The organism is Priestia sp. ST2 (assembly GCF_055810735.1).
The window spans coordinates 1-15,943 of record NZ_JBVVNT010000008.1 but is presented as its reverse complement, the minus strand read 5'-3'; the positions used below and the strand labels follow the sequence as shown (position 1 = coordinate 15,943).

General features: G+C 39.6%; 15 protein-coding genes, 2 rRNA genes and 1 riboswitch. Of the genes, 1 reads left to right on the top strand and 16 read right to left on the bottom strand.

The genetic code is table 11. The annotated features are described in order from the left end of the window. Positions 1-4 precede the first annotated feature (4 nt). A complete protein-coding gene (locus AC0KUU_RS25635) occupies positions 5-1,753 on the bottom strand; it encodes an adenine deaminase C-terminal domain-containing protein (protein WP_025752917.1) in 1,749 nt (582 codons plus the stop codon). Between the two features lie 102 nt (positions 1,754-1,855). Here AC0KUU_RS25635 and AC0KUU_RS25630 point away from each other — a divergent pair, with 102 nt between their 5' ends. After that, positions 1,856-2,113 (top strand): YgaP family membrane protein, encoded by a 258-nt coding sequence (locus tag AC0KUU_RS25630; protein ID WP_016762773.1) that lies wholly within the window; start codon positions 1,856-1,858, stop codon positions 2,111-2,113. Between the two features lie 30 nt (positions 2,114-2,143). On the opposite strand, the gene purD is transcribed toward AC0KUU_RS25630, so the two are convergent. The 15 genes from purD to AC0KUU_RS25555 all read right to left on the bottom strand — a co-directional run. Beyond that, complete coding sequence (gene purD, locus AC0KUU_RS25625; protein WP_025752919.1) at positions 2,144-3,418, bottom strand: phosphoribosylamine--glycine ligase; 1,275 nt, start codon at positions 3,416-3,418, stop codon at positions 2,144-2,146. Between the two features lie 13 nt (positions 3,419-3,431). Beyond that, the gene (purH, locus tag AC0KUU_RS25620) at positions 3,432-4,970 is read right to left on the bottom strand and encodes a bifunctional phosphoribosylaminoimidazolecarboxamide formyltransferase/IMP cyclohydrolase (RefSeq protein WP_013081443.1); all 1,539 of its coding nucleotides are present in this window, start codon (positions 4,968-4,970) and stop codon (positions 3,432-3,434) included. 103 nt (positions 4,971-5,073) lie between these two features. Next, complete coding sequence (purN, locus tag AC0KUU_RS25615; protein WP_043975812.1) at positions 5,074-5,652, bottom strand: phosphoribosylglycinamide formyltransferase; 579 nt, start codon at positions 5,650-5,652, stop codon at positions 5,074-5,076. Beyond that, positions 5,649-6,686 (bottom strand): phosphoribosylformylglycinamidine cyclo-ligase, encoded by a 1,038-nt coding sequence (gene purM, locus AC0KUU_RS25610; RefSeq protein ID WP_013081441.1) that lies wholly within the window; start codon positions 6,684-6,686, stop codon positions 5,649-5,651. Before purM ends, purN begins: the two co-directional genes overlap by 4 nt. Before the next feature lie 26 nt (positions 6,687-6,712). Further along, entirely contained in the window at positions 6,713-8,128 is a 1,416-nt protein-coding gene (gene purF, locus AC0KUU_RS25605; protein ID WP_013055041.1) for an amidophosphoribosyltransferase, read from the bottom strand. After that, positions 8,104-10,335, bottom strand: coding sequence for a phosphoribosylformylglycinamidine synthase subunit PurL (purL, locus tag AC0KUU_RS25600; protein WP_028410200.1), 2,232 nt, complete (start codon positions 10,333-10,335; stop codon positions 8,104-8,106). Before purL ends, purF begins: the two co-directional genes overlap by 25 nt. Further along, positions 10,319-11,005 (bottom strand): phosphoribosylformylglycinamidine synthase subunit PurQ, encoded by a 687-nt coding sequence (gene purQ, locus AC0KUU_RS25595; protein WP_013055039.1) that lies wholly within the window; start codon positions 11,003-11,005, stop codon positions 10,319-10,321. The genes purL and purQ overlap by 17 nt, the downstream gene beginning before the upstream one ends. Further along, positions 11,002-11,253: a phosphoribosylformylglycinamidine synthase subunit PurS gene (gene purS, locus AC0KUU_RS25590; RefSeq protein WP_013055038.1), complete on the bottom strand. Its 252-nt coding sequence runs from the start codon at positions 11,251-11,253 to the stop codon at positions 11,002-11,004. Before purS ends, purQ begins: the two co-directional genes overlap by 4 nt. A gap of 7 nt (positions 11,254-11,260) precedes the next feature. Continuing rightward, a complete protein-coding gene (gene purC / locus AC0KUU_RS25585; RefSeq protein ID WP_013055037.1) occupies positions 11,261-11,968 on the bottom strand; it encodes a phosphoribosylaminoimidazolesuccinocarboxamide synthase in 708 nt (235 codons plus the stop codon). A 74-nt stretch (positions 11,969-12,042) separates the two neighbouring features. Further along, positions 12,043-13,335: an adenylosuccinate lyase gene (purB, locus tag AC0KUU_RS25580; RefSeq protein ID WP_043975818.1), complete on the bottom strand. Its 1,293-nt coding sequence runs from the start codon at positions 13,333-13,335 to the stop codon at positions 12,043-12,045. Next, positions 13,332-14,477: a 5-(carboxyamino)imidazole ribonucleotide synthase gene (gene purK / locus AC0KUU_RS25575; protein WP_043975820.1), complete on the bottom strand. Its 1,146-nt coding sequence runs from the start codon at positions 14,475-14,477 to the stop codon at positions 13,332-13,334. Before purK ends, purB begins: the two co-directional genes overlap by 4 nt. After that, the gene (gene purE / locus AC0KUU_RS25570) at positions 14,470-14,958 is read right to left on the bottom strand and encodes a 5-(carboxyamino)imidazole ribonucleotide mutase (protein WP_013055034.1); all 489 of its coding nucleotides are present in this window, start codon (positions 14,956-14,958) and stop codon (positions 14,470-14,472) included. The genes purK and purE overlap by 8 nt, the downstream gene beginning before the upstream one ends. Positions 14,959-15,087: 129 nt before the next feature. After that, a riboswitch (purine riboswitch) is annotated at positions 15,088-15,189 on the bottom strand. A gap of 84 nt (positions 15,190-15,273) precedes the next feature. After that, positions 15,274-15,474, bottom strand: a complete 201-nt coding sequence (locus AC0KUU_RS25565; protein WP_043975822.1) for an NETI motif-containing protein — start codon at positions 15,472-15,474, stop codon at positions 15,274-15,276. A gap of 166 nt (positions 15,475-15,640) precedes the next feature. After that, positions 15,641-15,756: ribosomal RNA gene (rrf, locus tag AC0KUU_RS25560) — 5S ribosomal RNA — on the bottom strand. Positions 15,757-15,819: 63 nt separating this feature from the next. After that, positions 15,820-15,943 (bottom strand): 23S ribosomal RNA (locus AC0KUU_RS25555); the annotation flags it as partial.

The window sequence follows — 15,943 nt, the reverse complement described above, 5'->3', positions numbered from 1 at the left end:
TATTTTAACGCATTATAGACGGAAAAAGTACTTTTTTATTCATAACATCATAAATTCCTACTGGCGTGATACGAATATAGGGCAAATGTGTAGACGAAAAGAACAGCAGTGAATAGACAGGATCATCGTGCTTGTATCCTCGCTCACCCAGCACTTTTTTGAGTTCTACCTCTCGTTTACTTAATTCCTCCATCGGCAGATTCGACATGACTCCTTTTAATGGAAGATCCAGTTCGTATACTACTTTCTCATCTTCTGTAATGACAATACCGCCTCCAATTTCTTTCATACGTTTAAATGCACACATCATATCTTTTTTCGATTTTCCAATTAAAATAAAATCACCTGTATTTGAAAATGAACTTGCCAGTCCCGATACATTTGTCGCAAATCCTTTTAACAGCGTATTGATCCGCCACTTGCCTTCTCGGTCCACAAGCACTAAAAAACTTTCATCATGATCAGAGGCTAATACATCTCCGCTCACATTCAAGTGAATTGAATACGGCTCCATAATAACAGCATTTTTCATTTTTACGCCTACTGGCATTGAAAATTGAAAATCGTCCATCGTTAAATCAAAGTCCAACTTTAACGGTGAAAAACCAAACTTTTCCCAAGGAAATTCTACTGAGGCTAATGCTTGTTCTTTGCCTTCTTTTTTCATCCACTTTCCTTTTGCTAGCACAGAGACCGGAGTAGGCCGCATAGGATCTTCTAAAATATTAATATTAGCCACACAGCCTGTTGCTACATGCCCGTGCAAATGTTCCATGTTATAATAGCGAGCAATATTTACAGACACCATATTATAAGCATCTAACACGGGAACCCCTTCTGAAATAGCTAATGTAATTAACATATCTGACACGCCATTTTGGTAAAAAGAAGGCGGAGAACCGTCTGTATTCATCGTAATATGGTCAAAGTAATCTACCTGCAGCTCTTTTAACTCCTGCAGCAATTTTGGCAAATCCGGCCGAATTGAAGAGTGGCGCAAAGCAACGTCATAGCCTTGTGTTAACCGAGCAACAACATCTTCCCCCGTCATAGACTCATGATCGCTGTCTGCTCCGAGCAATTTCATTTTTGCCAAGGTAAATGCTGACGCCCCTGGAAAATGTCCTTCAATGTGCTTTCTCATCCGTTTTGTCTCTTGAACCCAGTGAAGCATTAAATCATCTCCGTCTAAAAGCTTCGGCCAACTTGTCAGTTCGCCTCCTTGTAAGACAGCTTCATTTTGTAGCCAAGAAGTAATGTTCGTATGTGAGAAGATGTCAGCCTCTTCATCAATTTCCGTCTGCGAATCAAATCTGCACCACCAATACAGCGATTGTGGTAACGTTTTCATTTCTTCAATCAATGAAAACGCCGTTTTTTGTTCGAGCTGTAAAGCGAGAATTAAATTGTCATTAAATAAAGTCGTTGTTCCGTGCTTGGCTGCATATTGGGAAAAAGTCTGGGGATTATATAACTGAAACGGGTGAACATGCGGCTCAATATACCCAGGAACCACATATTTCTCACTGCAGTCTATAATCTCTGTAGAAGCGTCTGTGTGCTTAGGCATCTCTGAGCCGACGTATACAATACGATCTTGGTAAACCCAAATATGTGCTTTTTTCCACTGCTTCATTCGAGCGTTCAAATATGTTGCATCTTTTAAGACAATAGTTGGTGCTTTTTGACCGTTTAATACTAAGAGCTGCTGTCTAATATGTTTGCTTTTCCAGCGGTATCTTTGTTCCGGCATGCTAAATTCCCCCTAATTTACTATGTATTTTTATCGTAACATATCCTTGATGTAAACGCATTCAGAAACTGTTATTAATTTTATGAATAAAGGTGATAAAACATGAAACCAAATATCGGTATTGTTAACGCATTAATTCGACTTACACTGGGCTTTACCCTTCTTTCTTGGACAACATCTCGTTTATCTCGCAGACCGTACAAAGATTCATACATCTTCTTAGGATTAATGGGAGCTTTAAAAGTGGCAGAAGGCATCACGCGTTTTTGCCCTCTTACGTACGCATATGATTCATGTCAAAAACATGATGAACATGAACACCATCCAAATGGAAATGAAGAAACGTATAATCCTTCATAAGGTAAAAAGGAGAGCCGGAGCTCTCCTTTTTTATTTTAAAGCTGCTTTTGTTAATGCACGATGGCCGATGTCTTTACGATAGAAAAAGCCTTTTTCTACATCGATATGAGCCATTTGCTTGTATACTTCTTGCTGCGCTTCTTGAAGAGTTGCTCCTTTAGCACCTACTAATAGAACACGGCCGCCGTTTGAAACGTATGTGTCGTTTTCTAAAGCTGTACCAGCGTGGAAAACAAGCGCGTCTTCACTAATCGCATCCAATCCGTTAATTGGCGCACCCTTTTGATAATCTTCTGGGTAGCCTGCTGCTGCTAATACGATTCCGATAGCTGCTTCATCATCCCATTCAATTTCTACTTTTTCTTCTTTCAAAATGCGAAGAAGCACATCGACTAAATCGCTTTTCATACGCGGCAGTACAACCTGGGTTTCCGGATCTCCAAAACGCGCATTAAATTCAATAACTTTTGGTCCTTTTTGTGTTTGAATCAGACCAGCATATAGAATTCCTGTATACTCACAGCCTTCTTCAGCTAATCCTTTAGCCATTGGAAGTAAGATGTTTTCTACAGCCTCTTGTACTTCTGCATCACTGATTTGCGGAACAGGAGAGTAAGCTCCCATGCCTCCTGTGTTTGGTCCTTGATCGCCGTCAAAAGCACGCTTATGATCTTGTGCAATTACCATTGGATATACATTTGTACCGCGTACAAATGCCATTAATGAAAATTCTTCACCATCCAAAAATTCTTCTACAACTACTTTTGCACTTGCTTCTTTAAATTTTTGGTCAACTAGAAAATCACGTAATGTATCTACAGCTTCTTCCACTGTTAAAGCAACAGTTACACCTTTACCAGCCGCTAAGCCGTCTGCTTTAATAACAATTGGAGCGCCTTGCTTTTCCACATATGCTTTTGCTTCCTCGTAAGACGTAAATGTTTCATACGCTGCGGTTGGAATATCATACTTTTTCATGAGCTCTTTTGCAAAGCTTTTGCTTCCTTCAATCATCGCTGCTTGTTTGCGCGGTCCAAAGACTGGAAGACCTTCTTGTTCAAATCGATCAACAATGCCTTCAATTAGCGGATTTTCTGGTCCAACAATTGTTAATCCAATCTTGTTTTCTTTTGCAAATAGCACAAGCTCTTCTTGGCTGCTTTCATCGATTGGTACAATCGTTGCCACATCTCTCATGCCCGGATTTCCTGGTGCTACAAACACTTCGTTAACAAGTGGACTTTTTGAAGCTTTCCATGCAATTGTATGCTCTCTTCCGCCTTTTCCAATAACTAAAACATTCACGTTCTTCACCTCATTAATGTTTAAAATGTCTTACGCCTGTAAATACCATTGCAATGCCGTATTCATCTGCTTTTGCAATTGACTCTTCATCACGAATTGATCCGCCTGGCTGAATAATCGCTGTAATTCCTGCTTTAGCTGCTGCTTCTACTGTATCGCCCATTGGGAAGAACGCATCTGAACCTAAAGCTGAACCTTGTGCTTTTTCACCAGCTTGTTCAATCGCAATTTTTGCAGCGCCTACACGATTCATTTGACCAGCCCCTACGCCAATTGTCATGTCATCTTTTGCAAGTACAATAGCATTAGACTTAACATTTTTAACAACTTTCCATGCTAATTTTAAATCTGCCCACTCTTTTTCTGTTGGCTCGCGTTTCGTTGGAACAGTAATCGTTGCATCATCAAATCCGAACACATCTTCATCCTGAACAAGAACGCCGCCTTTTACAGATGTTAAGAAAGCTTCTTTTTCTGCTTTTTCATCAAGCTCTATCGTTAGTAAACGAAGGTTTTTCTTAGCTGTTAATACATCTAATGCTTCTTGATCGAACGCAGGCGCAATGATGATTTCTAAGAAAATTTCTTTTAACTGAATAGCCGTTTCACGGTCGATAGGACGGTTAGCTGCTACGATACCGCCAAAGATAGATGTAGGATCCGCTTCGTATGCTTTTTGATAAGCTTGAGCAATTGTTTCACCCACACCTACACCGCAAGGATTCATATGTTTGATCGCTACGATAGCCGGCTCTTTGAATTCTTTTACGATTTGAAGAGCTGCATTTGCATCGTTGATATTATTGTATGATAACTCTTTTCCATGCAGCTGCGTAGCTGTTGCAATAGAACCTTTTTGTGTTAACGGCTTTTTATAGAAAGAAGCTTGTTGGTGAGGATTTTCTCCGTATCGTAAGCCTTGAACACGCTCATACGTTACTGTTAATTTCTCAGGAGTTGTTTCACCTGTAATGTTTGTTAAGTATTCAGCGATTAATGCATCATAAGCTGCCGTATGACGGAATACTTTTGCTGCTAATCGTTGATTGGTTTCAAATGAAACATTGCCATCAGCTTTTAACTCTTCTACTACGGTTGCGTAATCGCTTGGATCTACTACAACTGAGACAGAACGATAGTTTTTCGCAGCTGAACGAAGCATTGTAGGTCCACCGATGTCAATATTCTCAATCGCTTCAGCAAGCGTTACATCCTCTTTTTCAATTGTCTTTTTAAATGGATATAAGTTTACAACTACAAAGTCGATTGGCGAGATATTATGCTCTTTCATTTGTGCTTGATGCTCTTCGTTATCGCGTAACGCTAATAAAGCACCGTGAACGTTAGGATGCAATGTTTTTAAACGACCGTCTAAAATTTCTGGGAAATCAGTTACTTCAGAAATTCCGATAACGTCAATGCCGTTTTCTTCTAGTGTACGTTTTGTACCGCCAGTTGAAATAATTTCTACTCCTAAGTCCTTTAATTCTTGTGCAAATGAAACAATACCTTCTTTATCAGATACGCTAATAAGTGCGCGTTTTGCTGTCATTTTGTAAACTCCTCCTGATCCGATCTCTCATTTAAAATCTTTCTTTCACTACTACTCTACCATAGTAAAGGATTAAAACTTTTTTGACAAGGTTACATCCTATTTATTTAACTGCGGCTTGTTCAAATAATTCATTTAGTACCGCGGGATAAAATTGATGTTCAATTTCATGAATGCGGGCCTCGACTGTTTCTCTTGTATCGCCTTTTTCAATGCGAATAGCCTGCTGATCAATAATTGGTCCTGTATCCATTCCTTCATCTACAAAATGCACGGTAATTCCAATCACTTTTACTCCTGCATCAAAAGCTTGACCAATAGCATCAATCCCAGGAAATGCAGGTAAAAGCGACGGATGAATATTAACAATACGATTTTTGTATGGCTTAAGCAACGTCGAACCAACTAATCGCATATATCCTGCTAAAACAAGAAATTCTACTTTAGCTGATGTAAGCTCTGCAAGAATTGCTGCTTCATACGCTGCTTTATTTTCATAGTCTTTAGGCGAACAAACAAAGCATGGTATTCCACATGCTTTTGCTCGTTCAATTACGTATGCATCGGGTTTATTGCAAACAACAAGCGCGATATTTGCTTTTAATCGACCTGACTGAGTCGCTTCGTAGACGGATTGAAAGTTACTGCCGTTTCCAGAAGCAAACACTGCAATATTTATCATGCAAACGTCCCTCCAGCAAATTCAACACCTGTTCCTTCTTTGACACGTCCGATAACAAATGCTTTTTCGCCTTCGTTTTCAATTGCTTCAATGACTTTATTCATATCTTCAGGTTCAACAGCTAAAACAAATCCGATTCCCATGTTAAATACTTCGAACATTTCTTTACGGTCTAGCTTGCCTTGCTCTTCAAGGAAATCAAACACGTATGGAATTGGCCAAGAACCGTAATCGATTTCTACACCTAAACCTTCAGGAAGCATACGAGGGATATTTTCAACAAATCCGCCTCCAGTAATATGAGCCATACCTGCAATCTTAGCTGCATGTAATGCTTTTAGGACCGGCTTCACGTATATTTTTGTTGGTGTTAATAACTCAACTCCAAGCTTTTCGTTAAAACCAGCGTAAGTTTCTTGAAGATTTAATCCTTGATCATCAACGATTTTACGTACAAGAGAGTAGCCATTGCTGTGGATACCGCTAGATGAAATACCGATTAACAGCTGTCCAGCTTTAATCTCATCTCCAGTAATAATTTCTGACTTTTCTACTGCTCCTACTGTAAACCCTGCAAGATCATATTCATCTTCTTCGTATAAACCTGGCATTTCAGCTGTTTCTCCGCCAATTAACGCACAGTTGGATTGTTCACAGCCGTCTGCAATTCCTTTTACAATCGATTCAATTTTTTCAGGAACTGCTTTCCCGCAAGCAATATAATCTAAGAAGTAAAGAGGCTCTGCTCCTTGTGCTAAAACGTCGTTTACACACATGGCCACTGCATCCACACCGATTGTGTCATGCTTATCCATCTGAAAAGCAAGTTTCAATTTTGTTCCTACTCCATCTGTACCAGAAACAAGAACAGGCTCTTTTAAATTCAATGTAGATAAATCGAACATTCCGCCAAAGCCGCCGACTGTTCCCATAATACCTGCACGAGCAGTGCGTTCTACGTGCTTTTTAATACGTGAAACAGCTTCATATCCTGCTTCTAAGTCAACTCCAGCTTGTTTATATGAATATGACATGTTGTCACTCCTTTTTTACGTTAAAACTAACAAGTTACCTTTTCATGAGGGTGTACAGTATCTGGATAAATTTCAGTTGGATACTTTCCAGTGAAACATGCCATACACTGTCCGCCGTTGCCTTCATACTGTCTGCCGATTGCATCTACTAACCCTTCGTTGCTTAAGAAAACAAGTGAATCAGCTTCAATCAATTCACGAATTTCTTCAACAGAGCGCGTAGCAGCAATTAGCTCAGAGGATGACGACGTGTCAATTCCATAAAAACATGGATTTTTGATAGGGGGTGAACTGATGCGTACATGTACTTCAGTTGCTCCTGCTTCTCGAAGCATACGAACAATGCGACGGCTTGTTGTGCCGCGAACGATAGAATCATCTACCATGACAACACGTTTACCCTCTACAATTTTACGTACAGGAGACAGCTTCATTTTTACACCTTGTTCACGCAATTCTTGTGAAGGCTGAATGAATGTACGGCCTACGTATCGATTCTTAATTAAACCTAATTCGTATGGAATTCCTGACTGTTCTGCAAAACCGATCGCTGCTGAAATACTTGAATCAGGAACGCCTGTTACAACGTCTGCCTCAATCGGTGACTCAACTGCAAGTTGTTTCCCAAGGTTTTTACGAGCAGAGTGAACATTGATTCCATCAATATTACTATCTGGTCTTGAGAAATAAATATATTCCATACTGCAAATTGCGCGGTTTACATTTAATGTGAAACGTTCTGATTGAATACCTTCATCGTTAATAATGAGTAATTCACCCGGCTCTACATCACGCTCATGAACTGCTCCAACGATATCGAACGCACATGTTTCAGAAGCTACTACATAAGCATCACCTAATCGTCCAATTGATAACGGACGCAATCCGTGAGGGTCAAGTGCAACCATCATCGTATCTTCTGTTAAGATAACGAATGCGTATGCGCCTTTAACCATTGATAAAGCATTTTTTACTTTATCTTTCATATCTTCATAGCCGCTTCGTTTAATTAAATGAGCAAGTACTTCTGTATCCGATGTTGATTGAAAAATACTCCCTTGGTTTTCCAGCTGATGCTTTAATGCATTTGCATTAACCAAGTTTCCATTATGAGCTAACGCAAGGCTTCCGCTATGAGAGCGGAAGTGAAGGGGTTGAACATTTTCAAACCCTCCGCCTCCAGCTGTTGCATAACGAACGTGTCCAATTGCTGCTTTACCGTTTAGTTGCTCTAACTCTCCGTGGCCAAATACTTCGTTAACAAGACCGACACCTTTCATTACTGTCACTTTTTCTCCGTCTGTTACAGCAATACCAGCGCCTTCTTGTCCGCGGTGCTGCAAGCTATGCAAACCGTAATAAGCAATCTGGCTTGCATTTTCATGTCCCCATACACCGAATACGCCACATTCTTCGTTTAAGCCTTTGATTTCAGCAAGCATGGAAGCGCTCCTTTCCAAGCAGTAGTTAATTCTTCAACTGATAATTGAACAAGAACATTTTCTTGATGTTTAACAGTTAATGTTGCGTCTTCTGTTACGCGTCCTACTAATGTTACATCTTGTACAAGCATTTCGAATTTTTCTTTATTCTCTGGAGAAACCGTTACGATAAAACGCGATTGTGTTTCACTGAATAGCTCTGCTGTTGCTTCGCCGTCTACCGTTACGTCCACACCTAATCCGCTGCCGTTCATCACTTTTTCAGCTAGGGCTACCGCGAATCCTCCTTCTGCAATATCGTGAGCAGATTGAACTGCACCTTCACGAATTGCTTGAAGAAGCTGATCTTGACGTGTTTTTTCAACTGCTAAATCTAATTTAGGTGAATGCCCAAATACCGTACCGTTTTCTAGTACTTTTTGAAGCTCAGTACCTGCGAATTCTGCTTCAGCTTTACCAATCACATAGATTAAGTCATCTTTTTGCTTCGCATATTGAGTTGTAATATGGTTGAGATCGTCGATCAAACCAACCATTCCGATAACAGGAGTTGGGTAAATTGCTTCACCTTTTGTTTCATTGTAAAGAGATACGTTACCGCCGATAACCGGAGTCGATAGCTCACGGCAAGCGTCGCTCATACCGTCTGTTGCTTTTTCAATTTGCCAGAAGATTTCTGGTTTTTCAGGGTTACCGAAGTTTAAGCAGTCTGTAATTGCAAGAGGCTGGGCACCTGAACATACAAGGTTACGAGCAGCTTCTGCTACTGCAATACGGCCGCCTACTTCTGGGTCTAGGTATAAATAGCGAGAGTTACAGTCTGTTGTCATCGCTAATGCTTTATTTGTATCACGTACACGAACAACCGCCGCATCAGATCCAGGAGATACAACTGTGTTTGTACGTACTTGATAGTCATATTGGTTGTAAACCCACTCTTTGTTTGCAATAGTAGGCTGTTTTAAAAGTGTTACTAACATATCACTGTGATTTTCAACAGTAGGAGCATATGCTGACTGCTCTTGGAACTCACGATAGTATGCTGGTTCTTGAGATGGCTTGTGGTATACCGGTGCATCTTCTGCTAATGCATCTACAGGAACATCTGCTACTACTTCTCCGTTGTGAGTTAAACGAAGGCGCTTATCGTCGGTTACATGACCAACTGAAACAGCTTCTAATCCGTATTTTTCTACGATTTCTACGATTTCATTTTCACGGCCTTTTTCAACAACGATAAGCATGCGCTCTTGAGATTCTGAAAGCATCATTTCATATGGTGTCATACCTGTTTCACGCTGAGGTACAAGATCAAGGTTCATTTCAATACCAGAACCCGCTTTACTTGCCATCTCTGCTGAAGAACTTGTTAAGCCCGCAGCACCCATATCTTGAATACCGACTAAAGCGTCACACTTGATAAGTTCTAAGCAAGCTTCAAGAAGAAGTTTTTCCATAAATGGATCTCCTACTTGTACAGCAGGACGTTTTTCATCTGACTGATCAGATAGTTCTTCAGAAGCAAATGTTGCGCCGTGGATGCCGTCGCGGCCTGTTTTTGCTCCTACGTACATAACCGTGTTGCCAACGCCTTTAGCTTGACCTTTTTGAATGTCTTCGTGATTAATTAAACCCACACACATAGCGTTAACAAGCGGATTTCCTTCATATGAAGCTTCAAACTGAATTTCTCCGCCTACTGTTGGGATTCCTACACAGTTACCGTAACCTGCGATTCCCGCTACTACTTCCTCAAACAAATGACGAACCTTTGGAGATGTTAATTCACCAAAACGCAAAGAGTTTAAAAGTGCAATCGGTCTTGCTCCCATTGAAAAGACGTCACGAATGATACCACCTACACCAGTTGCTGCTCCTTGATAAGGTTCAATCGCTGATGGATGGTTATGACTTTCGATTTTAAATACAACGGCTTGGTTGTCACCAATATCAACGATACCAGCTCCTTCACCAGGACCTTGTAATACTTTTTCACCCGTGATAGGGAATTTTTTCAGTACAGGCTTAGAGTTTTTATAACTGCAGTGCTCTGACCACATAACAGAGAATAAGCCTGTTTCTGTATAATTAGGAGTACGACCAAGCAGTTGCTCTACATTCGCAAACTCTTCGTCTGTTAATCCCATGTCTCGATATAACTTTTGTTCTTTAATTTGCTCTACATTTGGTTCAAGAAGTAACGACATTTTGTTCCCTCCACTGCTTTACGATTGATTGAAATAATTTAAGTCCGTCCGCGCTTCCTAAAAGATCGCTTACCGCTCTTTCTGGGTGAGGCATCATTCCTAATACGTTGCCTGTTTCGTTCGTAATCCCTGCAATATCTTGAAGACTTCCGTTTGGATTATCACCTGCGTATTGGAAAAGAATCTGGTTGTTTTCAATCAATTTTTGTAACGTGTGTTCATCACAATAGTAGTTGCCTTCACCGTGTGCCACTGGAATAGCAATTACTTCATCTTTGCCATAAGCATTTGTAAACATTGTTTCGTTATTAGCTACTTTCAAATTCACTGTTTTACAGATGAATTTTAAGTTTTCATTACGGCGCATAGCACCTGGCAGTAATCCTGCTTCTAATAAAATTTGGAATCCATTACATACACCTAGTACTGGCTTTCCTTGGCTTGCTGCTTTTTTTACAGCGTCCATTACATTTGAGAAACGAGCGATAGCACCTGAACGAAGGTAATCTCCATATGAGAAACCACCTGGAAGCAAGATACCATCATATTGATCTAATGATTCTGTATCGTGCCAAACGTAATCTACTTCTTCACCAAGCTCATCTTTGATAGCATGATACATATCGACGTCACAGTTTGATCCTGGAAAAACAATTACAGCAAATTTCACTGTACGACAACCTCCTCAACCTCGTAACGGTAATCTTCAATTACTGTATTAACTAAAAGCTTTTCACACATTTCTTTTACGCGTTCATCTAATGAATCTGTGCTGTCGATTGTTAGCTCTAAAAATTTACCGATGCGTACTTCTTCTACTTCTTCATAAGACATACGGTGCAATGAATTTTTAACGGCTACTCCTTGAGGGTCTAATACACTTTCTCTTAATGTGACAAATACTTTTACTTTATACATGGTTGGGTTATCCTCCGATTCGCTGTAAGATTTTTTCGTATGCTTCTGTTAAACCGCCTAAATCTCTGCGGAATACATCTTTATCTAATTTTTCGTTCGTATGAACATCCCAGAAGCGGCAAGTGTCAGGTGAAATTTCATCCGCTAAAATAATGTCGCCTTGAGAAGTACGGCCGAATTCTAATTTAAAATCTACTAAGAAAATATCTTTATCTTTGAAAAATTTCGATAATATTTCGTTGATTTGAAGTGCTTGTGCCTTTAAACTATCAATCTCTTCTTGAGTTGCAGCCTTAAGGAAAATCGCATGTTCTGCAAGAATTAATGGATCACCAAGCGCATCGTCTTTGTAATAAAGTTCAACGATTGGCTGTTCAAAACGAATACCTTCTTCTACGCCAATTCGCTTCGCAAGGCTTCCTGCTGTAGCATTTCGTACAACAACTTCAAGCGGGACAATTTCTACTTTCTTAACCGCTTGTTCATGATCTGAAAGTTGCTTCACAAAGTGAGTTGTAATCCCTTGCTCATGTAACATTGAAAATAGTAAACTACTAATTTGATTGTTCAACTGTGCTTTTCCGCTAATCTCCGCTTTTTTCTGACCGTTGAATGCTGTAGCTTCATTTTTATAAGCAACCCACAATACATCTTGCTCATCAGTAGCGTAAATTTTTTTCGCTTTTCCTTCATAAAGTAACTCTTGCTTTTCCATGCTGTCACCTCTACATACAGAATATTCAGATACACTTTCTTAGATAAAGGCAAGGACGTGCCTTGCCTTTTTTATTAAAGACCTAAACGGTCAAAGATCATATCTACATTTTTTAAATGGTGCTTATGATCGAAGCAATCTTCAATCTCTTCTGGTGATAAGTGGCGAGTAATGCGCTCTTCGCCTTCAATTAAAGAACGGAAAGGAACTTGCGTTTCCCATGCTTCCATTGCTTTTGGCTGTACTAAGTCGTATGCTTCTTCGCGTACCATGCCTTTATTGATTAGTGTTAACAGTACACGCTGTGAGTAAATTAATCCTAGTGTACGATCCATGTTGCGCTTCATATTGTCAGGGAATACTGTTAAGTTTTTAACAATGTTTGCAAAACGATTTAACATGTAATTTAAAGCAATCGTTGCATCAGGTAAGATGACACGCTCTGCCGATGAATGAGAGATGTCACGCTCATGCCAAAGCGGTACATTATCATAAGCTGTAACCATATAGCCGCGAATTAAGCGAGCAAGTCCCGTTACGTTCTCAGAACCGATTGGATTACGTTTATGAGGCATTGCAGATGATCCTTTTTGACCTTTTGCAAAGTACTCTTCAACCTCACGTGTTTCACTCTTTTGAAGACCGCGAACTTCTACTGCAAATTTCTCAATAGATGTCGCAATTAACGCTAGTACTGACATATAGTGTGCATGACGGTCACGCTGTAATGTTTGCGTAGAGATTGGTGCTGGTGAAATTCCTAACTTCTCACATACGTATTTTTCAACAAAAGGATCGATGTTAGCGAACGTTCCAACTGCTCCTGACATTTTACCGAATTCCACTTCAGCTGCAGCACGTTTTAAACGCTCTAGGTTACGCTTCATTTCTTCGTACCATAATCCCATTTTCAAACCAAATGTCGTTGGCTCAGCGTGTACACCGTGCGTACGTCCCATCATAACCGTATACTTATGTTCTTGAGCTTTTTCCTTTAGTACTTCTACAAAGCGCTCTACGTCACTTAGCAAGATTTCATTAGCTTGCTTTAATAAATAAGATAGAGCTGTATCAACTACGTCAGTTGAAGTCAAACCGTAGTGTACCCACTTGCGCTCTTCACCAAGCGTTTCAGATACTGCACGAGTGAAAGCTACTACGTCATGACGCGTTTCTAGTTCAATTTCATTGATGCGGTTAATATCAAAAGATGCATTTTGACGAATTAACTTTACATCTTCTTTCGGAATATGTCCTAATTCTGACCATGCTTCGCAAGCTAGAATTTCAACTTCTAACCAAGCTTTAAATTTATTTTCTTCTGTCCAAATAGCTGCCATTTCTGGTCTTGTATAACGTTCAATCATGTTGTTACGTCCTCCGTTCTTTCCCAAATTCCTAGAGATTCGGCTTTTTCTATCGCCTCATCTATCTTATCAGCTAATACCGTGATATGTCCCATTTTTCTCTTCTCTTTTGCAACTTTTTTTCCGTACAAATGCAAGTGCATATCATCTAAACATTCGATTTTTGCCATTGTGTTCTCAATATGTTCCCCTAATAGGTTAACCATAACAGCAGGTTTTAATAAAGTCGGCTGTGCTAGGGTCCAGTTACAAATGGCTCTTACATGCTGCTGAAATTGAGAAAGATCACAAGCATTGATTGAATAATGACCTGAATTATGAGGTCTAGGTGCCATTTCATTTATATAAAGCTGACCTTCTTCAGTTAGGAACATTTCAACTGCTAATGTACCAACTAAATCTAATCCTTTTGCTATTTCTTGCGCATATTGAAGAGCTTTCGCTTCTTGATCTGCTGTAATACGTGCCGGAACAATCGTTTGGTGCAAAATATGATGCTTATGAATGTTCTCAGCTACTGGTAAACATACCGTTTCGCCTTTTGCATTGCGGTGTACAATAACTGATACTTCTTTATCTAAGTTCATCCATTGTTCTACAATGCATTCCGACTGTGCTAATAGCTCAGCTGCTTCACGAATATTATTCTCATTTTTCACTAGAACTTGCCCTTTACCGTCATATCCGCCTCGGCAAGTTTTTACAACACATGGATAACCAATTGTTTCGACAGCTTTTAAAAGTTCTTCTTCAGTCGTAACGATTGAGTAATCAGGAACGTCTAGATTAAGCTTTGTAATCATTTCTTTTTCTAAACGACGATTTTGTGTGATGGCTAGTAAATGACTGCCTTGTGGCACGTAGCATTTTGTTTCTAGCCATTTCATCATCTCAACATCAACGTTTTCAAATTCATAGGTGATGACATCTGACACTTCAGCAAGCTGTTCAACCGCTTTTCTATCATCATAGTTGCCAATGACTTTAATATCTGCTACTTGACCGCAAGGAGAATCTTCTGTTGGTTCAAGCACTGCAATGTAATAACCCATTTCTTTAGCAGATAGTGCAATCATTCTTCCTAGCTGTCCACCGCCTACGATTCCAATTGTTTTACCAGGAGGTATAAGTAAATTAGACAAGTTGATCACTACTTTCTAACACAGATGATTTAATAGACTCTCTACGATTTTCAAGTTGATCACTTAACGTTGGATCCTGTGTTGCTAAGATTTGTGCTGCTAGCAGGCCAGCGTTCGTAGAACCAGCTTTTCCAATAGCTACTGTAGCTACCGGTACGCCGCCTGGCATTTGAACAATCGATAAAAGTGAATCTAAACCGTTTAAGTTACTTGATTTAACCGGTACACCTATTACAGGTAAAATTGTTTTTGCAGCAATCATACCAGGTAAGTGAGCAGCGCCACCAGCGCCAGCAATAATAACTTTAATCCCTCGTTCTTTAGCAGTTTCAGCGTACTCAAACATATAATCCGGCGTTCGATGTGCTGATACAACTTTCTTTTCATATTCAATATTTAATTCATCTAAAATGTCACACGCATATTTCATAGTACTCCAGTCTGACTGACTGCCCATCACAACAGCAACTTTTACATTCATGAATAAAAGCTCCTTTTTCACGTTATAAAAAAACCTAGGGTAAAGTTATGGCTCACTAAAGGAAAGCCACAACTACCCTAGGTTTCATGTATCAACATTCCTTTTGAAAAGGAATCATGTTTACCTATTTAGTAATTGTACTCTCCTCATAGTCCAATGATTTACGGTCATCGGGTAGAAACTCGTGGGCCATATTCCCACTATTATATGAGGTTTCGGATATCTCAATTGACAACTTAATAATAACAGCCAAACCGGAAAAAAGTCAACCTAAAAATCGAATATTTACTATTTTTATCATTAAAATGTTCGTATTTAGAGACTTTTCCCTTCGAAAATAATCTGTTGCTTTACCGGAACATACTCTTTTTTACCATTTATTTCTTTTTCTTCAAAGATAGGCTTTTCCATGCGTCGAACGGGCATATACCCATCTTTTTTCATCCGATCTAAACAACTTGCGATTGTTTCATTTTCCTGTAATTCGTATAGTACTTTTTTTGATTTCTTACCCAAAATGCAGCCTCCAGTTTGAAAGAAGTTTCTTACAACGTCAAAAAGAACTTTTATAATAAAAAATTAAATGAATCCACTATAGTGTAACATAATTTAAAAGTTAAATTCACTCTGTAATTTTTAGAAACAAAAAAGACTAGTCATTGAATGACTAGTCTTTTTATTGGCCTGGCAACGTCCTACTCTCACAGGGACAAAGTCCCAACTACCATCGGCGCTAAAGAGCTTAACTTCCGTGTTCGGTATGGGAACGGGTGTGACCTCTTCGCTATCGCCACCAGACAAGAGATTGTTCTCTCAAAACTAGATAACTGTTTGCTGAGTAAAGCTTACGCTTTTAAAAGTTTGGTTAAGTCCTCGATCGATTAGTATCAGTCAGCTACACATGTCGCCACGCTTCCACCTCTGACCTATCAACCTGATCATCTTTCAGGGATCTTACTAGCTTGCGCTATGGGAAATCTCATCT